This is a genomic window from Streptomyces sp. NPDC087310 (assembly GCF_044744405.1).
Taxonomy (GTDB): Bacteria; Actinomycetota; Actinomycetes; order Streptomycetales; family Streptomycetaceae; genus Streptomyces.
Window position 1 is genome coordinate 488,448 of sequence record NZ_JBIUYF010000002.1, and the last position, 26,638, is coordinate 515,085.

Here is a 26,638-nt window from a genome sequence, read left to right on the forward strand (position 1 = left end):
AGGGGCGGGTGCGGTCCGGCCGGGCCCGGCCGTCGTACGTGGCCGTGCCCGGCCGGACGCTCGGTCGGACCGTCGCGCGGTCGGGCGGGGCGGCCGGAGTGTGGAATCAGACGCCCCGCAGGGCCTGTTCCAGGATCTCGGCGCCCTCTTCGGCCTCGGCGACGGTCAGCGACAGCGGCGGGGCGATCCGCAGCACGCTGGTGTTGTGGCCACCGCCCTTGCCGAGCAACAGCCCGCCCTCGCGGGCCGCTTCGAGTACGGCCGAGGCCGTCCGCGGCGCCGCCTCGCCGGTCGCGGGGTTGATCAGCTCGATACCGATCATCAGCCCCCGGCCGCGCACCTCGCGTACGGAGTCGACACACGCGCCGATGGCCCGCAGCCGCTCGATGAGCAGACCGCCGACCCGGCGGGCGTTGCCCTGGAGGTCGTGCTCCTGGAGGTACGAGAGGTTGGCGAGGCCGGCCGCCATGGTGACGGGGCTGCCGCCGAAGGTCGAAATGGAGTTGGAGTCCAGGCAGTTCATGATGTCGGCGCGGGCGACGACCCCGCCGATGGACATGCCGTTGCCGATGCCCTTGGCGAAGGTGAGCAGGTCCGGCGGGCCGTTCCCGGCGTGCGCCTGCCACCCCCAGAAGTGGTCCCCGGTGCGGCCCCAGCCGGTCTGCACCTCGTCGCTGATCCACAGGATGCCGTGACGGTCGAGGACTTCGCGGAACGCGGCGTACAGCCCGTCCGGCGGGGCGGTGAACCCGCCGACGCCCTGCACCGGTTCGGCGATCAGCGCGGCGGGGGTACGGGTGTGGCCGAGCAGGTCCTCCAGGTCGGCGACGCACGCCTCGATGAACCGCTCGTCCGTGAGGCCCGCGTAGGGGCCGCGGTTACGGACGCCGCCGTGCACGTACAGCGTCTGGAGCGGGGAGAGCCCGGTGGGCGACCAGCCGCGGTTGCCGGTGATGGAGACGGTGGAGAAGGACCGGCCGTGGTAGCTGTTGCGCATCGCGAGGATCTGGCTGGAGCCGCGGTACGCGGTCGCCAGCATCAGCGCGGTGTCGTTGGCCTCGGTGCCGGAGGTGGTGAAGAAGACCCGGGCGTCCGGGATGCCGGACAACGCCGCGACGCGCTCGGCGAGTTCGACCATCGGGCGGTTGAGGTAGAGCGTGGAGGAGTGGATGATCCGGCCCGCCTGCTCGCTCACCGCCTTGGTGACCTCGGGGAGCGCGTGGGCGGTCATGGTGGTGAGGATGCCGCCGAAGAAGTCGAGGTAGCGGTTGCCCTCGGCGTCCCAGACATGGCGGCCCTCGCCGTGGCTGATCTCGATGGGCTCGTCGTAGTAGAGCGCGAGCCAGTCGGGCAGGACGGCGCGGTGCCGGTCGTGGAGGTCGCTCACGGCCGCACCAGCCCCTCGTACGCGTCGGGGCGCCGGTCCCGGTAGAACGCCCACTGCTGACGTACCTCGTCGATCAGCGCGAAGTCCAGGTCCCGTACGACCAGTTCCTCGGCCTTGTCGCTCGCGGGCTCGCCCACGAACTGGCCGCGCGGGTCGACGAAGTAGCTGGTGCCGTAGAAGTCGTTGTCGCCGTACTCCTCCTGGCCGACGCGGTTGATCGCGGCGATGAAGTACTCGTTGGCGACGGCGGCGGCGGGCTGTTCGAGCTGCCAGAGATAGCTGGAGAGACCGCGCGAGGTGGCGGACGGGTTGTACACGATCTCGGCGCCGTTCAGGCCGAGCTGGCGCCAGCCCTCGGGGAAGTGGCGGTCGTAGCAGATGTAGACGCCGACCTTGCCGACGGCGGTGTCGAAAACGGGCCAGCCGGCGTTCCCGGGCTTGAAGTAGTACTTCTCCCAGAACCCCTTGACCTGCGGGATGTGGTGCTTGCGGTACTTGCCGAGATACGTGCCGTCGGCGTCGATCACCGCGGCGGTGTTGAAGTAGAAGCCGGACTGCTCGACCTCGAAGACCGGGACCACCACGACCATGCCGGTCTCCCGGGCCAGCTCGCGCATCCTGGTGACGGTCGGCCCGTCCGGGACGGGCTCGGCCCAGCGGTAGTGCTCCGGCTCCTGCACCTGGCAGAAGTAGGGGGCGTTGAAGACTTCCTGGAATCCGATGATCTTCGCGCCCTGCCGGGCCGCCTCGCGGGCGTGCTCCTCATGCTTGGCGATCATGGATTCGGTGTCGCCCGTCCAGGTCGCCTGGACGAGTGCGGCGCGTACGACTCGGGCCACGAGCTGCTCCTTCGGCGGGTGCTTCGGCCAGCTCTACGCACGTAGATTTTGCGTAGGAGGAGAACGTAAGCCCCGGTTCACACGGGGGCAAGACCATCGTCGTTAACCCGCAGGGTCGAGTCTGTTTCACACCCGAGCGGTCGACATCGGGCCGCCCCGCTCAGGCCGGTGCGATTCCGGCCACCCGCAGAGCATGCACCACATCGCGCTCACGGGAGGCCGACACGGCGCGCGCCGCGTCGAGGAGCTGCGGTACGAGCCGGCGCGGATCGGGCGCGGCGACGAGCGCCGAGTCCTCCGGCGCACGCGCCTGTACGAAGGCGCTGAGCAGCGCACGCGCCTCGTGCGCGCGGCCCGCCTCGCCCAGCGCGAGCACGGCGTCGGTGATCTCCTCGGCCGGCCGGGAGACACCCTGGCGCAGCAACTGCCCGCAGTCGTCGTCGCGGCCGGCGACGGCGAGCGCCCCGGCCGCCGCGGCGAGCTGCGCGGGCGGCAGGAACGCCGCCTCCCAGAGCAGTTCGGCCCAGTCGGCGCCGAGGCCGGCGCGGTGCAGCTCGGCGGCGAGCAGAGGAAGCTGCTGCGGCGGGCGGCCCGCGGCCTCGCAGAGCACGACGTGCGCCTCGCCCGTCCGCCCCTCGGCGCGCAGCCTGCGCAGCTCGGTGACGGTCAGGACGGCGGCGCGGCGGTCCTCCGGCGAGGGCTCGGCGGGCGCTTCGCGCAGGGGTGCGACGGGCGCGCCGCCGAACCGGGCGCCGCGCGGGGTGGCGGGCGCGGCGGGCGGCGGCGCCGGGAGCAGGGGCGCGGGCGGCGGCTCCTCGGCCTCCTGGATCTCGTCCGCCTCGTCGACCTCGATCCCGGCGAAGCGGGCGCCGCGCGGTTTGCGCTTCTTCTGCTGGGCCTTGGGCCGGGGCGCGGCGGCGGCCTCGGCGGCGCCAGGACCGGCGTCGCCCTCGGCGGGGGCCGTGGCGGGGGCCGTCGTCCCTCCGGTACGGCGCCGGCCGCCCCAGAGCGTCCGGCCCCGCGCGGGCGCCTGCTCAGGGCTCGCGGGGGCCGCGAGGGCCACGGGAGCGGCGCCGGGAGCGGCGCTCGGACCGGGCAACGCCGCCATTCTGGCCTGGAGTTCGGCGCAGCGGGCGGTGGCGCGGGCGAGGTCGTCGCGGATCCAGGCCAGATCGTGGGTGAGCTGCTGCTCGCCGGGCGAACCCTCGGGCGTGGTACGGAGCAGCCGGACCAGTTCCTCGGCCCGGCCCGCCGCGTGCGTCCGGTCCCGGTCCGTCAGCCGCAGCCGTTCGGTGAGCGCCGCACCGCCGCCGGGGAGCCGGTCGTACGCCCCGGCGGAGGCGGAGTGGAGCCGTCGCGCCCGCTCGCGCTCCCCGGCGACGGCGTGGGTGTCGCGTCCGGCGGCGAAGTCCTGGAGCAGCGACTCCACCACGTCCCACGGCGGGATCTCGGTGCCGTCGAGGCAGGCCCGCAGACCGTCGGGGTCGCGGTGGAGGAAGACTCCGTACCAGCCGGCGCCGGGGTTCAGCAGCGTCGTCAGATCCGTTAAGTATCGCGCGAACGTCCCGATCTCCACCGGGAGTTGCCGCACCGCCATCGCTGTCTCGTCCCTCCCGTGCCGAAGAGAACACTCCGGTCCGAGGCATTCGACCTCAGTCGTGTTACGGGCCGAATACAGACAGTTTTCCGGGAGGGTGCGATGCGCTCAGTGTCCGGACGTCAGAAGGTGACGGCGATCCCGGTGTGCGGACGCTTGCCGCGCCGGACGATCCGGGCCGGCACGTCGACCAGCCAGAACTGCCAGGTGTACTTGCGCGCGACGAGCCGCAGGACCCGGTCCAGGTCCGCTCCTTCGAGCAGCCGCGCCGTGCCCTCGGCGGCCGGCGCGCCCGGGGCGATCCGCCCGCGTACGTCGCACGCCGCCACCACCGCACGGGGGTTGTTGCGGATGCGCTTGACCTTCCAGGAGTCGGAGCGGGTCCAGACGAACAGCTCTCCGCCGTCCACCGCGTGCCAGACGGGGGTGGCGACACCCGTCCCGTCCTTGCGGTAGGTGGTGAGGCTGACGTAGCGGCTGCGGGCGAGGTCGTCGAGGGTCGTCACGACCACGAGCCTACGCACTCCCCCGCGCTTCCCCCGCCATGTCCGCCCGGGCCACGGGCGCGTGGCGCCGGAGCGGCGCCGGGTGGGATCCGTCAGACGCGCCGGGCGGGGTCCGTCAGACCGGCACCGGCGAGCAGCTCGCCGCGATCCGGTCCATCGACAGCCCCAGCGCCGCGGCCAGCGCGGCCACCGTGAAGAAGGCGGGGGTAGGGGCGCGGCCGGTCTCGATCTTGCGCAGCGTCTCGGGGGAGAGTCCGGCGACGGCGGCCACCTCCACCATGCTGCGTGAGCCGCGCGCCTCGCGAAGCAGCCGGCCGAGTCGTTCGCCGCGCTCGCGCTCTTCGGTGGTGAGAGGGGTCCGTACCATTCCGTCATTGTAATACCGCCCCGGCGATTCCCGGGCACCCCGCCCACCGGTATTGTTATTGGAATGGTGGAGATCAAAACCGATGCGTCCCTGGACGCCATGCGCGGAGCGGGCCGGGTCGTCGCCCAGGCGCTCACAGCCGTACGGGAGGCCGCGGCCGTGGGGGTCGCGCTGCGCGCCCTCGACGAGACCGCCCGCGCCGTACTGCGCGAGGCGGGCGCCGGCTCGCCCTTCCTCGACTATCACCCCGACTGGGCGCCCACCCCCTTCCCCGCGGTCATCTGCGCCTCCGTCAACGACATGATCGTGCACGGCATCCCCGGCTCCTACCGGCTGGCCGACGGCGACCTCGTGTCGATCGACTGCGGTGCGGTCCTCGACGGCTGGGTCGGGGACTCGGCGGTCAGCTTCACGGTCGGCCGCGCCCGCCCGGACGACCTCCGGCTGATCGACACGTCGTACCGGGCGCTGGAGGCGGGTATCGCCGCGGCCCGGGTCGGCAATCGCATCGGCGACATCGCGCACGCGATCGGCCGGGTCTGCCGCGCGGCGGGGTACGGCATCCCCGCCGGTTTCGGCGGCCACGGCGTGGGCCGCACCATGCACGAGGACCCGGGCGTCCCCAACGAGGGCCGCCCGGGCCGCGGTATGCGGCTGCGCCACGGCATGGTGCTGGCGATCGAGCCGATGCTGACGAGCAGTGGTACGGACCGCTGCTTCACGGCCCGTGACGGCTGGACGGTCCGTACCCTCGACCGCAGCCGCGCCTCCCATGTGGAGCACACGGTGGCCATCACCGACGAGGGGCCGCGGATCCTGACGGCGCTCTGAGAACCAGCGGCCCCCGTACCGTACCGGCCGTTCCGCCCGTGCCGGTCAGTCCAGCGGCTCGATCCAGACGTTCCTGAAGCGGACCTTGTTGCCGTGGTCCTGGAGCCGGATCGCCCCCTTGGCCGCCGATTCGGCGTCGCCGGCGCCGGTCGGGCCGTCCACCGCCACGTTGTCGTGGACCTTCGTGCCGTTCCACACCACGGTGATCCTGGCGTCCTCGGTCTTCCGGCCCTCGGCGTCGAAACGGGCCGCGCGGAAGACGATGTCGTACGTCTGCCAGGTCTCGGGCGCGGTGGCGGCGTTCAGGTCGGCGGCCTTCTTGTTGTAGATGGACGCGGCCTCGTTCGCGGCCAGTTTCTCCACACCGAAGGAGTCCAGGATCTGGATCTCGTACCGCTCCTGGAGGTAGATGCCGCTGTTGCCGCGGTCCTGCCCGGTGACGTCGTCCGGCAGCTTCGGCACCCGGAACTCGGCGTGCAGCGCGAAGTCGCCGAACGCCTGTTTGGTCCGAATGTCGCCGCAGCACACCTCGATGGAGTTCTCGGCGGTACGCGGCCATTCCACACCGCGGCCGTCGGTGTGCTGCCAGGCGCTGGAGACGCTGCCACCGGAGAACAGGTCGATACGGCTGCCCGCCCCGCGCACCTCGATCATGTCGAGGTTGACATGGCCGGTGTCCTCGGGCCGGTGGGTGTACGTGACGGTGTTGCGGCCCTTGTTCAGGGTGAACCGTTCGGTCTTCGTGGACCAGCGGTTCCAGGCGCCGGTGGAGGGCAGACCGGTCTGCCGGGTCTGCCCGCCGTTGACACCGACGCCGATGGTCTTGGTGCCGGTGAAGGGGTCGGGGCCGTTGGCGTAGCGCAGCCCCACGTCGTAGCTGCCCTTCGCGGGTGCGTCGACCTCGAAGGTGACGGTGGCGCCCTCGGCGCCGAAGCCGTCGACGAAGCCGCCGCCGGTGTAGCCGGCGTGCTCGGTGTCGATGTCGGCCCCGCCGCTCAGGCGCCCCGACTCGGCGTCGTACGAGGTGACGGGCTGCTCGGGTCCCGGGCGGGCGTTCAGTGTGTACCAGGCTTCGGTGGACCAGAGTTGTTCACCCGCGGCCGAGGCGAACGGGCGCGGCGACCGGACGTGCACCACCCGGTCGGTCTTGAGGCCGGGGATGGTGAGCCGGACCTTGCGGCGGTCGTCGGACAGCCGGGCGGCCGTGACGGGCAGGACCTCCTGGTCGACCTTGGGGCCTCCGTACGCCGGGGTGGGCACGTAACGCCACTGCTCGACGGAGTAGGCGCCGCTCGTCAGCTTGGCGGCCGTCTCCTCCGACAGGGGCTGGGTGTAGGTGAGTTCGAAGCCGTCGCGGGTGGCGCGCATGGTCTTGACGTCGAAGGCGACCTTGCCGTTCGGGGTGAGTTTCTGGAGGCCGAAGCGGAGTTTGCCCTCCTGGCCCCAGTTTCCGTCGGCACCGAGACCGCCCGCGTAGATCGCACCGTCCGGTCCGGTGCTGATCCGGGTGATGCCGGCCTCCAGACCCTGCGTGTGCCGGAACACCGCGCCCTGGTACTCGCCCTTCACCTTCTCCAGGTCGGCGCGCTGGAGCCCGCCGTAGGTGACATCGCCGAAGAGCATCTGCCCGGCGAAGGGCCCCTTCTTCAACAGCATCGGCGTACTGGGCGAGTTGGCTATCTCGTTCTGCGGCAGCCAGAGCACCGGCTTGGTGACCGTACGGTCGTCGAACGGGCCGTCCGGCTCGGTGTAGTGGTTGAAGAACCGGTCCTTCTTGACATGGAGCAGCTTGGAGGCGGGCAGCCAGCCGCCCTGGTTGTCGGTGACGAAGAGTTCACCCTCCGGGCCCCGTCCGATCCCGTTCGGTGTACGGAGGCCGCCGGCCAGGTAACTGACCTTGCCCGTCTTCCTGTTCACCTTGACGGTGGTGCCGCGGTTTTCGGCGGGCTGCGGAACGGTCGTCGCGCCGCCGTAGTTGATGGCGACGGAGAGGTTCAGATAGAAGTCGCCGCGCTCGTAGAGCAGTCCGAAGGCGAACTCGTGGAAGTTCCCTCCGTACGGCCAGGAGGCGACCTTGCGGATCTCGTCAGCGGAGTTGACGCCCTCGGTGTCGGACAGCTCGGTCAGTTGATGCTTCTCCGAGACGTACAGCTTTCCTTCGACGTACTTGATCCCCATCGGCTCCTTCAGGCCGTCGGCGATCTTCGTGTAGGTGACCTTCTCCGGACCGGTGTCGCCTGTCACATGGTCGAGGACGTACACCTCTCCCTCGGTCTCGGTGCTGCCGCCCCAGGTGGTCACGGCGAGCCGGCCGTCCGGCAGCCAGTCCATCGCGGAGACCTGCGGCTCGAAGCCCTCGGGGCGCAGATCGGTGAGGGTGTAGCCGGGGTTGACCGAGGTCAGCGGGAGACCGTCGCCGGGGGTGTCGTAGGTTCCCTCGCACTCCTTGCGGCCGGGGGCGGTGACCCGGACGACTCCGGCGTCGGTGCTGAGCACGGAGTTGGGGACGAGGGTGAAGGCGTCGGCGCCCGGCGGCTTCCACTGGAGGGTGACCTGCTGGCCGCCGCCGCGGTCGAAGTGGTCGATCCGCAGGGGGTGGTAGCCGGGGAGGAGGGCGATCTCGCCGTCCTTGGGCTCGGCGCCGTGGAGTCCGTCGTGGTCGATGACCTTCTTGTCACCGATGAACAGCCGCGAACCGTCGTCACTGATCAGACGGAAGGCGTACGTACCGTCCGCGGGCACGTCGATGTTGCCGATGATCTGCGACACGAAGTTGTCGGTGAAACCGAAGCCGTCGGTGGAGGACCAGTCGACGGTGGGGATCAGCTTGTCGACGTTGGGGGTCTGGGCCGGTTTGAGGTCGCAGAGCTTGCTCAGCGGGGACTGGATGTCGAAGACCCGCAGGGTGACCCCGGGTTCCTGGGGCGGCAGGTCTCCGAAGGGTCTCTCGTCCGCCTCGGCGACCGGCGCCGCGAGGCCGCCGGTGAGGAGGGCCGCGAGGAACAGCCCGGCGATTCTCCGGGGGCTACGGCGATGGCTGGGGGCGCTCTGGTGCGTGCGGGGCGTCACTCTTCCTCCTGCTGTGCGCTGCGGGGCAGCGCGGCCGGGGACGGACCTTCCGTGCGAGAGCGACGCCCAGCGTACGAAGAGTGCCTCGAACCGTCCACACTTTGTCCACAACGAGTTGAAACTCGTGAGGCGGTGGGGGCGGGACGGCGCGGGCGGAGGGCCCGGACCGGCGGTCCGGGCCCTCCGCCCGCGGTGGAACGGGCTCTACGGACCCGGTGGATCAGCCCCTTCGGACCGGTGGATCAGGACCAGGTCAGGGCGTCCCGCCCGCCGGGCGGACGACCATCGCCGAGCCGCCTCCCCTGCGTACCTTCTCGGCCGCCGCCAGCCAGCGGCCGTCCGGCAGCCGCTGCACCCCGGTGGCCGCGCCGATCTCCGGGTTCTGGGTGAACGTGTGACCCAGCGCCTCCAGTTGCTGCCGTACGGGGCTGTTCCACAGCCCCGGCTCCAGCTCCGTGGAGGCCGCGTTGCGCTGGCTGGCCCGGGGCGCGGCGATCGCCTCGACCAGCGGCAGACCGCGGTCGAGCGTGCCCGTCAGCGTCTGGAGCACGGTGGTGATGATGGTCGCGCCGCCCGGCGAACCGACCGCCAGGACCGGCTTGCCGTGCCGGTCCAGGATGATCGTCGGGGAGATCGACGACCTCGGCCGCTTGCCAGGTCCCGGCAGGTTCGGGTCGTGGACCGCCGGGTTGGCCGGGGCGAACGAGAAGTCCGTCAGTTCGTTGTTGAGCAGGAAGCCCCGGCCCGGCACGGTGATCGCGCTGCCGCCCGTCGACTCGATGGTCAGGGTGTACGCGACGACGTTGCCCCACTTGTCCGCGGCGGTGAGATGCGTGGTGTTCTCGCCCTCGAACGTGGTCGGCGCCGCGGTGCCGCCCGGCGCGCACGGCGTCGGGTCGCTCGGATCGCCGGGCGCCAGGGGGCTCTTGAGGACCGCGTCGTCCTTGATCAGGCAGGCGCGGGAGTCCGCGAAGCGCCGCGAGAGCAGTCCCTTCGTGGGGACGTCCTCGAAGGCCGGGTCGCCGACCCAGCGGCCCCGGTCGGCGAAGGCGATCCGGCTCGCCTCGATGTAGCGGTGCAGGTACGCGGCCTGCGTCGCCTTCGAAAGGTCCGTACGGGCAAGGATGTTGAGCGCCTCGCCGACGCTCGTACCGCCGGACGAGGAGGGCGCCATGCCGTACACGTCGAGACCGCGGTAGGTGACCTTGGTCGGTGCCTGGCGCTTCGTGCGGTACGTGGAGAGGTCCCGCGCCGTCAGGTCGCCGGGGCGCACCGTGCGGCCGGCCGCCGGGTCGACCGGGGGTGTGCGGACCGTACGGACGATGTCGCGGCCCAGGGCGCCCCGGTAGAGCACTCCGGTGCCCTCGCGGCCCAGCTCCCGGTACGTACGGGCCAGGTCGGGGTTCTTGAAGACCGAGCCCACGACGGGCAGTTGGCCGCCGGGCAGGAAGAGCTCGGCGGTGTCGGGGAAGTCGGCGAACCGCTCCTGGTTCGACTGGGTCTGCGAGCGGAAGGTCGCGTCGACCGTGAAGCCGTCCTTCGCCAGCCGCTCCGCGGGCTTCAGCACCTGCCCGAGCGACCGGCTGCCCCACGCGTCGAGCGCGGTGTCCCAGGTGGCCGGGGTGCCGGGGGTGCCGACGCCGCGTCCGCTGGTCACGGCCTCCGCGAACGGGATCGGCTTGCCGTTCTCCAGGAAGAGCGAGCTGTCGGCGGAGGCCGGCGCGGTCTCCCGCCCGTCGATGGTGTGCACCGTACGGGACCTGGCGTCGTAGTAGACGAAGTAGCCGCCTCCGCCGATGCCCGCGGAGTACGGCTCGGTGACCCCGAGGGCGGCGGCGGTGGCGACGGCCGCGTCCACGGCGTTGCCGCCCTTCCTGAGCACCTCGATGCCCGCCGCCGAGGCGTCGGCGTCGACGCTGGCGACCGCTCCCCCGTACCCCGCCGCGACCGGCACCTTCACGGGCGGGCCCGTCCGTTGCGACACCGCCGTGGGCGCCGAGGGCGGCGCGGCGGCGCCGACCGAGAGCAGCGCGGCGGCGACGGCCATGAGGGAGACATTCCGCACGGCGGAGCGACGCATCAGGTACCTCCAGTCAGCGGTGGGGCCAGTCGGCGACTGTCCGCGCGCAGCGTAACCGCCGCGCACCGGCGTCGTCAGGACCGCCTCTCTGACACGGGCGCGTGGTCCGGCTACGATGCGCGCCCATGAATGACGACATACGCAACATCGTGCTCGGCGTTGTCGCCGCCGGGGTCAGCGCCGCGCTGGGCTGGCTCGCCCGCACCGCTCTCTGGCAGCGCAGACTGCGCAGGAAGCAGGCGTTCTTCGGGCTGCCCAGCAACTCCGAGTGCCTGCTGGTCGTCAACCGCAAGGCGGGCAGCGACGGCGCCGTCCACCGCCACGACGTCTCCGCGCTGCTGGAACTCTCCGCGCTGATCAAGGACTGCGGCGCGCACGCCGACATCGTCCAGCACGACACCGCGCGCCAGGGGTTCGGGGAGCGTACGGAGTTCTGCCTCGGCGGCCCGTCGACCAATCGGCGGATGGCGGCCCATCTCACCTCCCTGCTGCCCGGGGTGCGGGTGACCACCGACTCCGATCAGGTGGCCGAGCACGGCGCCTTCCGGATCGGGACGGAGCGGTATCTCGCGGAGGCGGGGGTCCTGGAGTACGTCCTGCTGGCGCGGCTGACCGTCGGGGAGGGCGCGCGGCCCGTCTTCCTCTGCTGCGGCCAGCGGGCCATCACCAATCAGGCGGCCACGCGCTATCTGGCCCGCCATCACGAGCGGCTGACGCGCAAGTACGGCACGGATTCGTTCTGTCTGCTGCTGAAGGTGGTGAACTCGGAGGCGTACGGCCCCGATGTGGTGGAGCTGGTCGCCGATGTGACGCGCGCGGCCCGGACCCCACTGCCGGAGCCCGCCCCGGCGACCGGGCCCGCCGAGTAGGCGTGCGGCCCGAGCACAACCCGACCGGCGGACAGCTGACCTTCCCCCCGTGCGCCGGCCGCCCGTCGTCTCCGCCGGGTACCGCCGCCGTACGAGAAGTGATCTCCGGCTGTCTGCCGGGCGGGCCACTGCCCTGCGCTACTGCCCGCCCGGCAGCAGCGTCCCTGGTGCGGCCGGGGCGGCTCCCACGGCCTCGGTTCTCGGGTTGTGCCGCTGACGCCCGGCCAGCCAGTGGGCGAACCAGGAGAGCAGCATGCACATCCCGATGTAGATCGGCGAAATCACCATCACCACAGGGATGAACGGCAAATCGTAGTCGAGATTCGAGGCGATGAGCTTGCCGGCATGGAGGAACTCCTCGTAGGTGATGAGATAACCGAGCGATGTGTCCTTGAGAGCGACCACCAACTGGCTGATGATCGTGGGCAGCATGGCGCGGACCGCCTGCGGCACCAGCACGTACGTCATGACCTGCGTCTTGCGCATGCCGAGCGCGTACGCCGCCTCCCCCTGACCGCGCTCCACCGCGTGGACTCCGGTACGGAAGACCTCGGCGAGCACGGAGCCGTTGTAGAGCGTCAGACCCGCCACCAGCGCGGGCAGGGCCTGCACCTTCAGCGCCACGAAGATGAAGAAGATCATCACCAGTACGGGCATGGCCCGGAAGAACTCGACCAGTACGGTGGCGAGCCAGCGCACCGGCCGGTGCGCGGAGAGCCGGCCGCAGGCGAGGACCGCGCCGAGCGCGAGCGAGAGCACCGCCGCGTACCCGAACGCCTTGAGGGTGTTGGCGAGTCCACGCAGCAGCAGGTCCTGGATCCCCTGGTACGTGAAGGGGTCCCACTTGACGGCGGTGAACTGGCCGGTGTCGAAGAGCAGATAGAGCAGCCAGCCGATCAGCGCGGCGATCACGGCCGTCGACACCAGCCCGTAGGTGCGGTGCCGGCGCCGGGTGCGGGGACCGGGGATGTCGTAGAGGGCGGTCGATTCACTCATCGGGCGACTCCCCAGCGCTTCTCCATCACGTTGAACAGCGCGCTGATGGTCAGGGTGATGAGGAGATAGCCCACAGCGATCCAGACGAACGACCAGACGATGTTGTAGCCCCTCTCGCTGAGGACCTTGTAGGTGCCGAGCAGTTCGGTGACGCTGAACGCGCCCGCGATCGCGGAGTTCTTGGCCAGCGCGATCAGCGTGGAGCCGATGGGCGGGATGACCGTACGGAACGCCTGCGGCAGGACCACGTCACCGAGCGTCTGACCGAAGCTCATGCCGAGGCTGCGGGCCGCCTCGCCCTGCCCCTTGTGGACGGTGTTGATGCCGGAGCGCAGCACCTCGCAGATGAACGCGGAGGTGTAGCAGCCGAGGGCGAGGACCGCGAAGAGCTGGAAGGGCAGGACGAGTCCGAAGCGCGGCAGCCCGAGGACGACGGCGAAGAAGAGCAGCGTCAGCGGGGTGTTGCGCAGCACGGTGACCCAGACGGTGCCCAGCGCGCGCAGGGAGCGTACGGGCGACACCCGGAACGAGGCCATGAGGAAGCCGAGGGCGAGTGCCAGCAGCGAGGCGTAGACGGTCAGTTCGACCGTGCCGAGGAAACCCTCCCCGTAGAGGGCGAAGTTGTCGGTGAGTACGTTCATGGCGCGGCCTCAGCTCGCCGGGTAGCGGTCGATGGGCGGGGGCGGGGTCGCCTTGCGGCCGGAGAGGCCGAGGGTCGCGTCGTACGCCTTCTGCCAGTCGCCGTCGCGCTCGTGGACGGCGAGGGCGTCGTCCAGCGCGAGGCGCAGGGCGTTGTCGGAGCGGGGGACGCCGATGCCGTACGGCTCCTTGGAGAAAGGCTTGCCGACGACCTTCAGCTCCTTGGGCACCTTGGCCGCGTACCCCTGGAGGATGGTGTCGTCGGTGGTGACGGCGGCGACCTGGAAGGTCAGCAGGTTGTCCACGCAGACGGAATAGGTGTCGTACCCGACGAGCTGGACGCGCGGGTAGTCCTGCTGCATCCGCTGGTACGGGGTGGAGCCGGAGGCGGAGCAGACGCGCTTGCCGTCGAGGTCCCGCGGCCCCTCGATGCCGTGCTCGTCGGTCCGTACGAGGAGGGACTGGCCGGCCATGTAGTAGGGACCGGCGAAGCCGACGAGCTTCTTGCGGTTGGCGTTGATGGTGTACGTGCCGACGTAGTAGTCGATCTGCCCGTTCTGGAGGGCGGTCTCGCGGTTCGCGGAGGCGATGGTGCGGAAGCGGATGGTTTTCGGGTCGAAGCCGAGGGACGCCGACATCATCTTGGCGATCTCGATGTCGAAGCCGGAGTAGACGCCGGTGGCGGGGTCCTTCTCGCCCATGTACGGCTGGTCCTCCTTGGCCCCGACGATCAGGTAGCCGCGGCGCTTGGCCTTCTCCCAGGTGGGCGAGGAGGGCAGCCGGAAGCCCTGGTCGACGTGGTAGCGGGGCAGCGCGTCGGGCCGGGGGCCCTTCACGGGCGGGCTGCCGGCCTTGCCGCACCCCGCAGCGAGGAGGGCGAGCAGGAGTGCGGCGAGCACCGTCCTGGCGGTCCTGGGGCGTCTCAGCGGGTGCCTCAGCGGGCGTCTCAGCGGGCGTCTCAGCGGGCGTCTCAGCGGGCGTCTCACGAACCGCACCCCCGTCAGTGCTTGAGGATCTTGGAGAGGAAGTCCTTGGCCCGGTCGCTCGCGGGGGCGGTGAAGAAGTCCTCCGGGGTGCGGTCCTCGATGATGCGGCCGTCGGCCATGAAGACGACGCGGTTGGCGGCGGAGCGGGCGAAGCCCATCTCGTGGGTGACGACGACCATGGTCATCCCCTCGCCCGCGAGCTGCCGCATCACTTCGAGGACCTCGTTGATCATCTCCGGGTCGAGCGCAGAGGTGGGCTCGTCGAAGAGCAGCGCCTTGGGGTCCATGGCGAGCGCGCGGGCGATGGCCACGCGCTGCTGCTGGCCGCCGGAGAGCTGGGCGGGCAGCTTGTCCGCCTGGTCGGCGAGGCCGACGCGGTCGAGCAGTTCCCGGGAGCGCCGGTCGGCGTCCTCCTTCTTGCGCTTGCGGACCTTGATCTGCGCGAGGGAGACATTGGCCAGCACGGTCTTGTGCGCGAAGAGGTTGAACGACTGGAAGACCATGCCCACTTCGGTACGGAGCCGGGCGAGCCCGCGGCCCTCGGCGGGCAGCGGGCTGCCGTCGATGGTGATCCGGCCCGAATCGATCGTCTCCAGCCGGTTCACCGTCCGGCAGAGGGTGGACTTGCCGGAGCCCGAGGGTCCGATGACCACCACGACCTCGCCGCGGTCGACCGTGAGGTCGATGTTCTGGAGGACGTGCAACTGCCCGAAGTACTTGTTGACACCACGCAGCTCGATCAACGGTTCGCCGGCCATACGCTGCCCCACCCACTCACTCTCGGCTGTGTCGAGGTCAGCGCAAACTATCCAGCCCGCCAAGGGACTTCGCGCACGACACGCACATATGGGGCATAAGCCGTATTTACTGCTGAAAGCCTGTCGCGTCAGGCTTCGGCGGCCTCGGCGTAGACCTGGGACAGCTCGGGCGCCCCGGTCGCGGCCCAGTCGAGACCCGCCTCGACGACCTGGATCTCCCGCCCGGACGTCAGCCGTACGACGGGGTGACCGCCCGGCCAGATGTGCCAGACCGCGCCGGGGACGGTGCGGACGATCACCGTACCCAGATAGAGACCGGCGTCGTTGCCCAGCCAGGGCAGCTCCTCCGGGTCGTCGCGCCAGCGCGGGGGGAGCTGGTCGAGCGCTTCCAACGAGGCCGGGGAGTCGTCCAGTTCCAGGCCGTGCTGCCCCGCTCTGGCGCGCAGCAGCTCGCACTCGGAGAGCAGCTCGGCCACGCCTTCCGGCTCACCGACGGCGGAGGCGAGCGGCGTACCGTCCGCGCTGTCGTGCCGCTTGCGCCAGTTGTCCAGGAAGGAGAAATTCATACCGCTCAGCCTGCCACTCCCCCTGTCGGGGCACCATACGGCGCGCGGAACGCCCCACCGGCCCGGCGGGGCGCCTGCCGCCTCAGACGTCGAGGTCGACCACGACCGGGGCGTGGTCGGATGCGCCCTTGCCCTTGCGCTCCTCCCGGTCGACGTAGCTGTCCTTGACGGCGCCCGCGAACGGCCCGTTCCCGTACACCAGGTCGATGCGCATGCCCCGGTTCTTCGGGAAGCCCAGCTCCCGGTAGTCCCAGTAGGTGTACGGGCGGTCGTACTTGAGCGGGCGGGGCACCACGTCGTCCAGGCCCTGCTCGCGCAGCGCGGCCAGCGCGGCGCGCTCGGCCGGGGTGACGTGTGTGGCGCCCTCGAAGCGGGACAGGTCCCAGACGTCCTCGTCCGCCGGGGCGACGTTGAAGTCACCGAGGACGGCGAACGGGCGCGGGCCCGCCGCGTCCGCCGCGACCGCGTCGCGCAGCGCCTCGAACCAGCGCAGCTTGTACGCGTAGTGGTCGTGGCCGACCTCGCGCCCGTTGGGCACGTAGACCGACCAGAGCCGGACCGGGCCGCAGGTCGCGGAGATCGCGCGCGGCTCCTCCACGCCCTCGTACAGCGGGCCCCCGGGCAGCCCCTTGACGACGTCCGCGAGGCCGACGCGGGAGAGCAGCGCCACCCCGTTCCACCGCCCCGTGGCGTTCACCGCCGACTCGTACCCCGCCTCGCGGAGCTGCTCGACGGGGAACTGCTCCTCGCCGCACTTGGTCTCCTGGACGCAGAGCACGTCCGTACCGCTGCTCTCCAGCCAGGCCAGCAGCCGGGGCAGGCGGGCGGTGATCGAATTGACGTTCCAGGTGGCGATGCGCATGCGTGACAGCCTATCGGCGGGGTCCGACAGCCGGGGGTACGGCGGTACGGGGCGGGTCCCGGAGGGGGTTCCGGGGCTACAGCTCGGCCGAGGCGCCGGGGGCCAGCCTGCCGTGGTCGGCGCCGCCCAGCGAGCCGATCTGTGTGTCGTAGATGGGCCGGGCGAGGTCCGTGAGCAGCGCGTCGTGGATGTCGAAGGCGCGCACGGGCTTGACCTCCCGTACGTACTCGATCACCTCGGAGATCTTGCTCCAGGGCGCCTGGACGGGCAGCAGCAGCGTGTCGACGGGGTGGTCGGGGACGGTGAGCGCGTCGCCGGGGTGGAAGACCGAGCCGTCCACGAGATAGCCAACGTTCGTGATCCGCGGGATGTCCGGGTGGATCACCGCGTGCAGTTCGCCGTAGACCCGGATGTCGAAGCCCGCCGCGGAGAACGTGTCGCCGTGCCCCACGGTGTGGACCCGGCCGGGGAAGGCGGCGGACATCCGCTCGGCGACGCTGCGCAGCGTCCACAGCTCGGCGCCCGGGTTGGCCTCCAGGCCGGCCCGCAGCCGGTCCTCGTCGAAGTGGTCGGGGTGCTCGTGCGTGACGAGCAGGACGTCCGCGCCCCGCGTCGCGTCCTGCTCCGTGAAGGTCCCGGGGTCGATGACGAGCGTGCGCCCGTCCTTCTCCAGCCGGACACAAGCGTGCGTCTTCTTGGTGAGCCTCACCGCTGACCGCCTCTCTTCCTCACGCGGAACCGCTGTCCGTCCCCCTGTCGGCCCCGCCGGCCTCGTCGTCGTCCTCACCCACCATCCTGCTACGCCTCGGGCCGGGTCTCCTCCTGGATCACGGTCCTGGCCACCCGGAACGCGGAGTTCGCCGCGGGGACGCCGCAGTAGACGGCGCTCTGGATCAGCACTTCCTTGATCTCGGCCGGGGTGAGGCCGTTGCGCAGCGCGGCCCGGGTGTGGAAGGCCAGCTCCTCCAGATGCCCGCCCGCGACGAGCGCGGTCAGCGTCACCGCGCTGCGGGTACGGCGGTCCAGACCCTCCCTGGTCCACACCTCGCCCCAGGCGTAGCGGGTGATCAGCTCCTGGAAGTCGCCGGAGAAGTCGTCGGCGGTGGCCATGGCGCGGTCCACATGGGCGTCGCCCAGGACCTGTCTGCGGACCAGCATCCCCGCGTCGTACGGGTCGTGCCGCCCGCTGGCGACGGCCTGGGGCTGCTCGGCGGGGGCGATCTCGGCGACCGGGCCGATCGTCGCGGAGACCGAGGGCCGGTTTCCCAGGTCGGGCATCACGGTCAGCCCGGTGGCGGTGTCCGACGGGTTGTACCAGGCGGTGGCGAAGTGGTGCACGAGCAGGTCGGTGACGGCGGCGGGCTGCTCGACGGGCGCCAGGTGCGAGGCCCCGGGGACCAGCGCCAGCCGGGCGTCGGGTATCCCCGCGACCAGGGTGCGTGCCTCGGCGGGCCCGGTGACCTGGTCCTCGGCGCCGACCAGGACGAGCGTGGGCACGGTGATACGGCCCAGCTCGGCGCGTATGTCGAAGGCGGCGAGCGCCTCGCAGGCGGCGATGTAGCAGCCGGGGTCGGTCGTACGGACCATCTGGACGGCCCACTCGACGATGGCGGGCTGTGCGGCGGCGAAGCCGGGGGTGAACCAGCGCTCGGGCGCGCTGCGGGCCATCGGGTCCAGCCCGTTGGCCCGGACGATCACCCCGCGCTGACGGAACTCGTCGGCCGTGCCGAACCGGGGCGAGGCCGCGACCAGCGCGAGCGAGGCGATCCGGTCGGGCCGGCGCAGCGCCAGCTCGGCGCCGATGGCCCCGGCGATGGAGCAGCCCACGTAGCCGAAGCGCTGGATGCCGAGCCCGTCGAGGGTGGTCAGCAGCCGCTGGGCCAGTTCGGGGACGCTGGTGGCGGGGTGCGCGGGCGCGCCCCCGTGTCCGGGCAGGTCGAAGCGGAACACCCGCCACTGCCGGGCCAGCTCGGGCACCTGGCGATCCCACATGTGCCAGGTGGTTCCGAGGGAGGGGCCGAGGATCAGGACGGGGGCGTCCTCCGGACCGTCCATGCGGTACTGCAGGGTCTTGGGTGGTGTCTCGCTCACCCGCACGACCCTCTCATGTCTCCCGGGATCCCACGGGGTCAGGGCGGACTCATCAGCTTTTGTTCACCTCGCTGCGACAGGTCCTGCACCGCTTGGCCCCTTGAGGGGCCGGGTACGTGATCTCCGACCTGTGCGCATGACCGGGTCGGCGGCGGGAACGGCTTGTCCACCAGGGCGGCGCGCTACTCGAAGAACTTGAGGCTGTACCCGGCGTCGGTGGGGGCGCCGGGGACGTTGGCCCGGCGGTAGGTGGTGTTGCTCCACCAGACGGCCGTGCCGGTGTACCAGTAGCGGTTGGACCACGAGTACGGGGTGCCTTTGGCGACCGCGTGGAACATGGTCGGGAACCGGTTGCCGGACGGCGGGCCGGCGGCTGCGTCGCCGCGCGGCAGGACGAAGGTGTGGTGGCCGGGGCCGTCGACGTTCAGTGTGGGGGTCCAGCCCGGCATCATCGAGGGGGCGTACGAGCCGAACAGGCAGCCGTTGCTCTTGTACCAGTCCCAGACGTACGTGGGATCGCCGCCGGCCCGCAGCCGCAGATCGGCCATGCAGTACTTGCTGCTCCAACTGCCGTTCGCGGAGTACACGATGTGCAACTGCCCGCTGGGGTCGACCACCGGCTGGGGCGCCTCGTTGATGTACGGGTCGCCCACGACCCGTTCCCACGGCTCGCGCGGCTGCGAGATGACGTGACGGCCGCCGGTGGTCGTGGTGGGGCTGCTCATCCTGGCGATGTAGAGGTTCTGCTCGACGTTGGTGTCGCCGGACCAGCCGGACCACACGAACCAGCGCTGACCGCCGAAGGTGAAGGGCACCCCGTCGATGGCCCAGGCGTCACCGGGCAGGGCGACCTTGGCGGCGGCGGAGTATCCGCTGTCCGGGGCGGCCGAACTGATGTGGTACATCCGGTGGGCGGCACCGCTGCCGGCGGCGAAGTAGATGCGGTACCGACCGTCGTGGTGCACGATCTCCGGGGCCCAGACCTCGCCGAGGTTGCCGGTGTCCCGCCACACCTGGTGCTTGGGCGCGGTGGCGACGCCCTCCAGGGTGGACGCCGACCGCACCGCGATGCCGCCGTCCACGGACTTGGCGGAGACGTAGAGGTCGCCGACCTTGATGACGCTCGGGTCGGCGCCGCCGACGAGGGGGGTGCCGAGCGTGGACGGCCGGTCGTCCGTCGCCGCGATGACGGCCTCCGCGGGTCCGGCGGTGGCCACGTGCCCGAGGACGAGCGCGCCGGCGAGCCCGAGGGAAACGACGCCGGCGAGCCATCGCGCAGGGGACATCAGGTTTCCTCCTGATCATGTCCACGACAGAGAGCGCTCTCCATGTTCGCCACACGGCGGGCGACCGTCAACAGAGGGAAGCGGCTCGGCAGGCGCACGACCGTCACTGGAACAGGGATCCCGATTTCCTCCCTTTCGGCACAAAATCACCGAGCACCTTCCGTGCCGCGGATTCACCGCCCGACGCGACACCATTTCTTTCACGCTTCAACCAGCGCCAGAAAATACCCAAGGAAGACGCAGACGAAACTCGGGCCGCACCGGAACATTCTCACCACCGGCAGATCCCCACCCGGAAATTCTCCACTGGGACACCTGAATTCCGCCCCGGTGTCACGAAAGGCCACACACCCTCACCACACGCACCGCCCACCAGCACCTCTTCGCCCGGCCGACGGAAGGACGGACGCAGTCGGGGGTGAACGGTGACGTGCCGCCGTAAAAGCGGACGACCTGGATATCGGGCGCCGCCACGCCGGGAAACGGGCACCTTCGGACCGTACACGAAATCGTGGTGCGGCATTACACTCCGCATTATCCCTCCGCCGATACGACGTGGGCAAAGGACGAAATTATCATATGCACGATAATGCGAACGTCATCGCCATTGTCGGAATGTCGGGCCGGTTCGCCGGCGCGCCCGACGCCGAGAGTCTGTGGACGATCATGACGGAGCGCGGGGAGTCCGTCCGCCCCGTCCCCGCCGACCGCTGGGACGCCACGCTTCCCCTCGCCCCCGGCAAGGACGTACAGGCCGTCGGTGGCTTCCTCGACGGGGTAGACCAGTTCGACGCGGGCTTCTTCGGGATCTCCCCGAGGGAAGCCGCCGACATGGACCCCCAGCAGCGGCTGCTCGCGGAGGCCGCCTGGCGCGCCGTGGAGGACGCCGGATTACGCCCCGCGGATCTCGAAGGCTCCCGGACCGGGGTCTATGTCGGCGCCTCGTGGCACGACTACGAGATCCTCCGTACGGAACGCGGCGTTCCGCCCACGCAGCACAGCCTGGTCGGCGGCGCGCTGGATGTGCTCGCCGCCCGGATCAGCTATCTCCTGGGGCTGCGCGGCCCGAGCCTCACGGTCGAATCGGGCTGTTCCTCCTCCCTGGTCGCCCTGCACCTGGCCGTACAGGCGCTGCGGCAGGGCGAGGTGGACGCCGCGGTCGTCGGCGCGGTCAATCTGATACTGGCGCCCGACGTCTCCGTCGGGCTCACCCACTTCGGCGGACTCTCGCCCGACGGGCGCTGCGCCGCCTTCGCCGCCTCCGCCAACGGCTTCGTCCGGGGCGAGGGCGTGGCCGCCGTCTGTCTCAAACCCCTGGACCGCGCCCTGGCGGACGGGGACCGGATCCACGGGGTCGTCGAACGTACGGCGGTGAACAACGACGGCGGGGGCGACAGCCTGGTCACACCGGACCCGCGCGCCCAGGAGGAGTTGCTGAGCAGCGTGTACGGGGACGGCCCCGGCGCCGTCCCCGTGGACTCCGTCGCCTACATCGAGGCCCATGGAACGGGGACCCGGCGCGGCGACCCCGCGGAGGCCACCGCGATCGGCCGGGCCGTGGGCAGGCACCGTACGAACGGCCCCGTCCCGATCGGTTCGGTCAAGACGAACATCGGGCACCTGGAGGCCGCCGCGGGCATGGGCTCGCTGTTCAAGGTGCTGCTCGCGCTGCGGCACCGGGTCGTGCCGCCGAGCCTGCACGCCGAGGTGCTGAACCCGGACATCCCCTTCGACGATCTCAACGTTCGGGTGGTGCGCGAGCCGCTGGAACTGCCGCGGACCGGACCCGTCCGGCTCGGCGTCAGCTCCTTCGGCTGGGGCGGCACCAACGCCCATGTGGTCGTGGCCGCCCCGCCCGAGGGAACGGAGGGCTTCCCCTCCGCCGGAGCCGGAACCGGGACCGGAACCGGAGCCGGGACCCGGCTGTCCGGCCGCCCGTCCACCGGGCTGCCCGCCTTCGTACCGCTGTCCGCCCAGTCGCCCTCGGTGCTCGCCGAGCGGGCCACGCAGCTCCTGGACCATGTGCCGGAGAGCGAGGCGGCCGTCCACGCGCTGGCCGGGACGCTCGCCTGGCGCCGTGGCCACCTCCCGGTGCGGGCGGCGCTGCTCGCCACCACGCCCGACGCCCTCTCCACCGCGCTCACGGAGGTGTCGGAACGGCCCGAGGACGGCGAGCACGCGGCCGTGGTGACGGGACGGGCCGTCGCCCGGGGCCGCACCGCGTTCGTCTTTCCCGGGCAGGGCTCCCAGTGGAGCGGTATGGGGCAGGAGCTGTACCGGGAGAGCCCGCTGTTCGCCGAGGTCGTGGAGCGCTGTGCGCGGGCGCTGCGTCCGCATCTGACGTGGGATCCGCTGGACGTCTTCACCGGGAAGTCCGGCGACGCGTGGCTGGAGCGGGTCGACGAACTCCAGCCCGTCCTGTGGGCGATGTCCGTGGGACTGGCCGAACTGTGGCGGGCGTCCGGTGTCGAGCCCGACGTGGTCGTCGGCCACAGCCAGGGCGAGATCGCCGCCGCCACGGTCGCCGGGATCCTGTCGTACGAGGACGGCGCGCTGGTCGTGGCACGGCGCAGCGCGGTCGTCCGCCGGACCTGCGGGCGCGGCCGGATGCTGGCCGTGGATCTCGACCGCGACGCGGCCCTGGCCGCCGTCGAACCCTTCGGGGGCAGGGTCGCGCTGGCCGCGCACAACGGGCCGACCTCCTGCGTCCTGTCCGGGGACGGTGACGCCGTCCTCGCGCTGAAGGAGTCGCTGGAGGAGGACGGTACGTACTGCCGTCTCGTCCAGGTCGACTACGCCTCGCACAGCCCGCAGATGGCCGAGCTCCGCGACGACCTGCTGGTCGAGCTGGCGGCGGCCACTCCCGGGCAAGGGAGTGTCGAACTGCTCTCCACGGTGCGCGGGGAGCCGATGGACGGCGGCGGGATGGACGCGGCCTACTGGGTGGACAACCTGTGCGGCACCGTGCGGTTCGCCGATACGTTGACGCGCTCGCTGCACCACGGTGTCAGCCATGTCGTGGAGATCAGCCCGCATCCGGTGCTGACCCCGGCCGTCGAGCAACTGATCGCCGAACACGGGCGGCCCGCCGCCGCGTTGACCTCCCTGCGCCGGGGTGACGGCGGCCCCGACGCGTTCGCCCGCGCCCTCGCGCGCGGCTACGCGGCAGGGCTGGAACCCTTCGGCGGCCTGCCGCGGTGCCGTCCCGTCCCGCTGCCCGCGCATCCGATGCGGCCGGAGCGCCACTGGCTGCCCGACGGTACGGCGGCGGCGCGCTCCGGGGCGGCCCGCGGCCTCGACGTCCGGCTCACCCCCTCGCCCGGGGAGCGGGACGTCTGGCACGGGACCACCGAACTCGCCGTCGACGACCTGCCCTGGCTCGCCGACCACCGGGTGCACGACACCGCCGTCCTGCCGGGCGCCGCGACCCTGGCGCTGGCGGTGAACACCGCGCGGGCCAGGACCGGTTCGGCGCCGCGCGCCCTGCACGACATCACCCTGAGCGCGGCGGTCGCCTTCGGCGAGGGACCCGAGCGGCTGGCCGCCGAGTGGCGGGACGATGTCGCGGAAGGCGGCAGCTTCCGCCTCCTGTCGCTGCCGGAGGGCGGCACCGCCTGGACCGAGCACGCCACGGCGCGCGCCGACTACCGGGACGACGGCGAGGCCCTGCCCGGCCTTCCCGGCTGGCTGGACACGGCGCGGGCCACGGAGCCGGGGCCGTTCTACGAGGCGTGCGCCGGGCGGGGGCTCGACTACGGGCCCGCCTTCCGCTGTGTGCGCGCGCTGTACCGGGGTCCCGACGGGCGCGAGGCGGTGGGCGAGGCGGTGCTCGACGCGGCGCTGCTGCCCGGCGCGCGATCGTATCCGCTGCACCCGGCGCTGTGGGACGGCGCCCTCCAGGTCTCGCTCGCGCTCTTCGAGGAGGACGCGGCGGACACGGCCCTGGTGCCGACCGCGATACGCCGGATCCGGGTGCCGGAGCGCCCCGCGGGGCCGCCGGTGGACCGGGTGTGGTCCCATGCCGTCCGGCACGAGGACGGCATCGTGGACGTACGGGTCTTCGACGGTGAACGCCGGCTGGTGCTGGCCATGGAGGGGCTGCGGCTGGCGGCGCTGGCCGCTGACGCCGGATCCGACGCGGCGGACGCGGCCCGGTTGCACCGGCTGCGGTGGACCGAGGTGGCCGGGGCGCCACGGAACGTCAGCCCGCCGCGCGGACCGTGGCTCGTCTGCGGCGACCCGGGCGGCCTCGCCGACCCGCTCGCCGACGCGCTGACGGCCGAGGGCGCCGAGGTGACCCGCGTAACCACGGAGGAGGCGCACGGCGCGCTCGGTGGTCTGCGCGAGGCCGCGGGCGTCGTCTTCGCGGCTCCCCCGGCCGACGCGGGCCTCCCGGCCCAGCGGCGGGGGCTCGACGCGCTCACCGACGTCGTCCGTGCCTGCGCCGCCCTGCCCGCCGCACCACGGCTGACCGTGGTCACCCCCCTCGGCCAGGCGGCCACCGCCGGGGACCGGCCCGACCCCGGCGCCGCCCTCTACTGGGGCTACACCCGGGTACTGCGGCGTGAGCACGGGGAGTTGGAGCCGCGCGTCGTCGACGTGGACCCCGCCGACGAGGGCTGGACCGCGGCCTGCGCCGTGGAAATCCTCGGCGCGGACCGCGAGGACCAGGTCGCCCTGCGCGGACACACCCGGCTGGCCGCCCGGCTCACCCGGGCGGGCGGCTTCGGGGAACCGGACACCACTCGCCCGCCCCTGCGCGCCGCGCGCCGGCCGTTCCGGGTCGCCGCCACGCTGCCGGGACGGTGGGAGGGCGTGGTGTGTCTCCCGCTGGCCGGACGGCCGCCGGGGCCCGGGGAGATCGGGATCGAGGTCACCGCGGCCGGGCTCAACTTCATCGACGTGATGAAGGCGCTCGGCACCTATCCCGACCCCACGGGCAGCGCCCGGCTGCTCGGCGGGGAGTGCGCGGGCCGGATCGTCTCCGTCGGCCCCGACGTGACCGGGTTCCGCCCCGGGGACCGCGTGGTGGCCTGTGCGTTCGGCTCGCTGGCCGACCAGGTCACCGTACGCGCCGAGCACGCCAGGCCCGTCCCCGAGGCCCTCGGCGACCCGGAGGCGGCGGCCCTGCCGCTCGCGATGGCCACCGCGTGGTACGGGCTCGCCGACCTCGCCCGCCTGGAGCGGGGCGAGACCGTCCTGATCCACTCGGCCGCCGGAGGCGTCGGCCTCGCCGCCCTCCAGGTCGCCCGGCTCCTCGGTGCCCGGGTCGTCGCCACCGCCGGGAGCGCCGCCAAGCGCCGGTACCTGGCCGGCCTCGGTGTCACCGACGTGTTCGACTCGCGGGACCTCGGCTGGGCGTCGGCGGTACGCGCCGCCACCGGCGGACGCGGTGTGGACGTCGTCCTCAACTCCCTGACCGGGGCGGCCATCGAGGCCGGTCTCGACGTGCTCGCCGAGGACGGGCGCTTCGTGGAACTGGGCAAGAAGGACATCCACGGCGGCCACCGGATCTCCCTGGACGCCTTCCGCAAGGGCGTCAGCTTCTCCGCCGTGGACCTGGCCGGGCTGATGGAGCGCCGGCCCCAGCGGTTCGCCCGGATCCTCGCCGACGTCTGGGAGCACATCACCGAGGGCAGGCTGACCCCGCTGCCCGTACGCACCCACCCCTTCGCCGAGGCCGCGACCGCGCTGCGCGAGATGTCCCACGGCGACCACATCGGCAAGTTCGTCCTCACCGACCCGGAGTCCGTCGGGGCGGTGGCGCCCGTACCGCTGCCGGACGGCCGGTTCCGGGCCGATGCCACCTACCTCGTCACCGGCGGCCTCGGAGCGCTCGGCCTGTCCCTCGCTGAGTTCCTGGCCGACCGGGGCGCGGGCGCGCTCGCGCTGCTGGGCCGGTCGGCCCCCACCGCCGACGCCGAACGGCGCCTGGCGGCGCTGCGGGAGGCCGGCACGCGGGTGGAGACCGTACGGTGCGACGTCGCCGACGAGCGGTCCCTCGACGCGGCGCTGCGCCGCGTACGGGAGGAGATGCCGCCGCTGCGGGGCGTCTTCCACGCCGCGGGTGTCCTCGCCGACGCCACGATCGACACGCTGACCCCGGACCGGACCGCCGCCGTGCTGGCGCCCAAGGCCGTGGGCGCCCGCAACCTGGACGCGGCGACCTCGGCGGACCCGCTCGACCTGTTCGTGCTGTTCTCCTCCGCCGCCGCGCTGGTCGGCAACGCCGGGCAGGCCGCGTACGCCGCGGCCAACGCCTACCTCGACGCCCTGGCCGAGACCCGCCGTGCCCGGGGCCTGCCCGCCCTGAGCGTGCAGTGGGGGCCGTTCACCGGCATCGGGCTCGCCGCCTCGGACGAGCGGCGCGGTGCCCGGCTCACGGAACGGGGCATGGGCGGCTTCCCCGCGCACGAGGCATGGCCGGCGCTGACGCGGATGCTGGAGCACGACGAGCCGGTCGTCGGTTACGTACCCCTCGACCCGGCGCAGTGGTTCGACGCCTACCCCGACACCGCGGCGCTGCCGAGCTGGGAGCTGCTGCGCGCGGCGGCCGACGGCGGCGCGGCGGCCCCGCCGTCGGGCGGGCTGCGCGACCGTCTGCTCAGCGCCTCCCCGGACGCCAGGGCGGACATCGGCGAGGCCGCGGTGCGCGAGCTGGCGGGGCGGGTGCTGCGGCTCCCGCCGGAACGCGTCGGCCCGGAGACGCCGTTCAAGACGCTCGGCCTGGATTCGCTGATGAGCCTGGAGCTGCGCAACCGGCTGGAGGCCGCGTTCGGCACCACGCTGTCCCCGACCCTGCTGTGGACCCACGGCACCGTACGGGCGCTGTCCGGGGCGCTGGTCGAGGAGCTGGTGGCCGCGCCACCGTCCGCCCGCTGACCGGGACCGCCGCGCCGCGTTCAGCGG

Annotated in this window: 19 protein-coding genes; 3 read left to right on the forward strand and 16 right to left on the reverse strand. The window is 72.3% G+C overall.

What is annotated here, in order from left to right; genetic code table 11:
* Window positions 1-106: 106 nt before the first annotated feature.
* The 5 genes from ACIO3P_RS07975 to ACIO3P_RS07995 all read right to left on the reverse strand — a co-directional run bounded on the left by ACIO3P_RS07975 (window position 107) and on the right by ACIO3P_RS07995 (window position 4,696).
* A complete protein-coding gene (locus ACIO3P_RS07975; protein WP_329827991.1) occupies window positions 107-1,387 on the reverse strand; it encodes an aspartate aminotransferase family protein in 1,281 nt (426 codons plus the stop codon).
* Complete coding sequence (locus tag ACIO3P_RS07980) at window positions 1,384-2,226, reverse strand: nitrilase-related carbon-nitrogen hydrolase (RefSeq protein ID WP_329827993.1); 843 nt, start codon at window positions 2,224-2,226, stop codon at window positions 1,384-1,386. The genes ACIO3P_RS07975 and ACIO3P_RS07980 overlap by 4 nt, the downstream gene beginning before the upstream one ends.
* Before the next feature lie 160 nt (window positions 2,227-2,386).
* Window positions 2,387-3,823: a hypothetical protein gene (locus ACIO3P_RS07985; protein ID WP_401848513.1), complete on the reverse strand. Its 1,437-nt coding sequence runs from the start codon at window positions 3,821-3,823 to the stop codon at window positions 2,387-2,389.
* A gap of 122 nt (window positions 3,824-3,945) precedes the next feature.
* On the reverse strand, window positions 3,946-4,329 hold the full coding sequence (locus ACIO3P_RS07990) for a PPOX class F420-dependent oxidoreductase (RefSeq protein ID WP_329827996.1): 384 nt from the start codon (window positions 4,327-4,329) through the stop codon (window positions 3,946-3,948).
* Between the two features lie 115 nt (window positions 4,330-4,444).
* Complete coding sequence (locus tag ACIO3P_RS07995) at window positions 4,445-4,696, reverse strand: helix-turn-helix domain-containing protein (RefSeq protein ID WP_401785702.1); 252 nt, start codon at window positions 4,694-4,696, stop codon at window positions 4,445-4,447.
* A 63-nt stretch (window positions 4,697-4,759) separates the two neighbouring features.
* Here ACIO3P_RS07995 and map point away from each other — a divergent pair, with 63 nt between their 5' ends.
* Window positions 4,760-5,527, forward strand: a complete 768-nt coding sequence (gene map / locus ACIO3P_RS08000) for a type I methionyl aminopeptidase (protein WP_329827998.1) — start codon at window positions 4,760-4,762, stop codon at window positions 5,525-5,527.
* A 45-nt stretch (window positions 5,528-5,572) separates the two neighbouring features.
* On the opposite strand, the gene ACIO3P_RS08005 is transcribed toward map, so the two are convergent.
* Both ACIO3P_RS08005 and ggt read right to left on the reverse strand, forming a co-directional pair.
* Complete coding sequence (locus ACIO3P_RS08005; protein WP_401848511.1) at window positions 5,573-8,596, reverse strand: family 16 glycoside hydrolase; 3,024 nt, start codon at window positions 8,594-8,596, stop codon at window positions 5,573-5,575.
* Window positions 8,597-8,849: 253 nt separating this feature from the next.
* Window positions 8,850-10,676, reverse strand: coding sequence for a gamma-glutamyltransferase (gene ggt / locus ACIO3P_RS08010; protein WP_401848509.1), 1,827 nt, complete (start codon window positions 10,674-10,676; stop codon window positions 8,850-8,852).
* Window positions 10,677-10,801: 125 nt separating this feature from the next.
* On the opposite strand from ggt, the gene ACIO3P_RS08015 reads away from it, so the two are divergent.
* On the forward strand, window positions 10,802-11,545 hold the full coding sequence (locus tag ACIO3P_RS08015; protein ID WP_329828001.1) for a hypothetical protein: 744 nt from the start codon (window positions 10,802-10,804) through the stop codon (window positions 11,543-11,545).
* A 138-nt stretch (window positions 11,546-11,683) separates the two neighbouring features.
* Here ACIO3P_RS08015 and ACIO3P_RS08020 read toward each other — a convergent pair whose 3' ends face one another.
* From ACIO3P_RS08020 to ACIO3P_RS08060, 9 genes are all read right to left on the reverse strand, one after another.
* Window positions 11,684-12,541: an amino acid ABC transporter permease gene (locus ACIO3P_RS08020; RefSeq protein WP_329828002.1), complete on the reverse strand. Its 858-nt coding sequence runs from the start codon at window positions 12,539-12,541 to the stop codon at window positions 11,684-11,686.
* Window positions 12,538-13,182 carry an amino acid ABC transporter permease gene (locus tag ACIO3P_RS08025; RefSeq protein ID WP_329828003.1) on the reverse strand — a complete coding sequence of 215 codons (645 nt, stop codon included), beginning with the start codon at window positions 13,180-13,182 and terminating at the stop codon, window positions 12,538-12,540. Before ACIO3P_RS08025 ends, ACIO3P_RS08020 begins: the two co-directional genes overlap by 4 nt.
* Window positions 13,183-13,191: 9 nt before the next feature.
* Complete coding sequence (locus ACIO3P_RS08030; RefSeq protein WP_329828004.1) at window positions 13,192-14,079, reverse strand: glutamate ABC transporter substrate-binding protein; 888 nt, start codon at window positions 14,077-14,079, stop codon at window positions 13,192-13,194.
* A gap of 101 nt (window positions 14,080-14,180) precedes the next feature.
* Window positions 14,181-14,924 carry an amino acid ABC transporter ATP-binding protein gene (locus tag ACIO3P_RS08035; RefSeq protein ID WP_329828145.1) on the reverse strand — a complete coding sequence of 248 codons (744 nt, stop codon included), beginning with the start codon at window positions 14,922-14,924 and terminating at the stop codon, window positions 14,181-14,183.
* A 128-nt stretch (window positions 14,925-15,052) separates the two neighbouring features.
* Window positions 15,053-15,490, reverse strand: coding sequence for a DUF6278 family protein (locus ACIO3P_RS08040; protein ID WP_329828006.1), 438 nt, complete (start codon window positions 15,488-15,490; stop codon window positions 15,053-15,055).
* An 82-nt stretch (window positions 15,491-15,572) separates the two neighbouring features.
* Window positions 15,573-16,352 (reverse strand): exodeoxyribonuclease III, encoded by a 780-nt coding sequence (locus tag ACIO3P_RS08045; protein ID WP_401785686.1) that lies wholly within the window; start codon window positions 16,350-16,352, stop codon window positions 15,573-15,575.
* A 76-nt stretch (window positions 16,353-16,428) separates the two neighbouring features.
* A complete protein-coding gene (locus ACIO3P_RS08050; RefSeq protein ID WP_329828009.1) occupies window positions 16,429-17,061 on the reverse strand; it encodes an MBL fold metallo-hydrolase in 633 nt (210 codons plus the stop codon).
* A gap of 89 nt (window positions 17,062-17,150) precedes the next feature.
* Window positions 17,151-18,443 (reverse strand): 4-carboxymuconolactone decarboxylase, encoded by a 1,293-nt coding sequence (gene pcaC, locus ACIO3P_RS08055; RefSeq protein ID WP_329828010.1) that lies wholly within the window; start codon window positions 18,441-18,443, stop codon window positions 17,151-17,153.
* Window positions 18,444-18,625: 182 nt separating this feature from the next.
* The gene (locus ACIO3P_RS08060) at window positions 18,626-19,729 is read right to left on the reverse strand and encodes a glycoside hydrolase family 43 protein (protein ID WP_401848507.1); all 1,104 of its coding nucleotides are present in this window, start codon (window positions 19,727-19,729) and stop codon (window positions 18,626-18,628) included.
* A 579-nt stretch (window positions 19,730-20,308) separates the two neighbouring features.
* Between ACIO3P_RS08060 and ACIO3P_RS08065 the strand changes: the two genes are divergently transcribed.
* A complete protein-coding gene (locus tag ACIO3P_RS08065) occupies window positions 20,309-26,611 on the forward strand; it encodes an SDR family NAD(P)-dependent oxidoreductase (protein WP_401848505.1) in 6,303 nt (2,100 codons plus the stop codon).
* Window positions 26,612-26,638: the final 27 nt, after the last annotated feature.

Bases quoted from the DNA above. Each gene is read 5' to 3' on its own strand.
- ACIO3P_RS07985 (WP_401848513.1), bottom strand. From the start codon at position 3,823: ATGGCGGTGCGGCAACTCCCGGTGGAGATCGGGACGTTCGCGCGATAC.
- ACIO3P_RS07995 (WP_401785702.1), bottom strand. From the start codon at position 4,696: ATGGTACGGACCCCTCTCACCACCGAAGAGCGCGAGCGCGGCGAACGA.
- map (WP_329827998.1), top strand. From the start codon at position 4,760: ATGGTGGAGATCAAAACCGATGCGTCCCTGGACGCCATGCGCGGAGCG.
- ggt (WP_401848509.1), bottom strand. From the start codon at position 10,676: ATGCGTCGCTCCGCCGTGCGGAATGTCTCCCTCATGGCCGTCGCCGCC.
- ACIO3P_RS08015 (WP_329828001.1), top strand. From the start codon at position 10,802: ATGAATGACGACATACGCAACATCGTGCTCGGCGTTGTCGCCGCCGGG.
- ACIO3P_RS08020 (WP_329828002.1), bottom strand. From the start codon at position 12,541: ATGAGTGAATCGACCGCCCTCTACGACATCCCCGGTCCCCGCACCCGG.
- ACIO3P_RS08025 (WP_329828003.1), bottom strand. From the start codon at position 13,182: ATGAACGTACTCACCGACAACTTCGCCCTCTACGGGGAGGGTTTCCTC.
- ACIO3P_RS08035 (WP_329828145.1), bottom strand. From the start codon at position 14,924: ATGGCCGGCGAACCGTTGATCGAGCTGCGTGGTGTCAACAAGTACTTC.
- ACIO3P_RS08040 (WP_329828006.1), bottom strand. From the start codon at position 15,490: ATGAATTTCTCCTTCCTGGACAACTGGCGCAAGCGGCACGACAGCGCG.
- ACIO3P_RS08045 (WP_401785686.1), bottom strand. From the start codon at position 16,352: ATGCGCATCGCCACCTGGAACGTCAATTCGATCACCGCCCGCCTGCCC.
- ACIO3P_RS08060 (WP_401848507.1), bottom strand. From the start codon at position 19,729: ATGTCCCCTGCGCGATGGCTCGCCGGCGTCGTTTCCCTCGGGCTCGCC.
- ACIO3P_RS08065 (WP_401848505.1), top strand. From the start codon at position 20,309: ATGCACGATAATGCGAACGTCATCGCCATTGTCGGAATGTCGGGCCGG.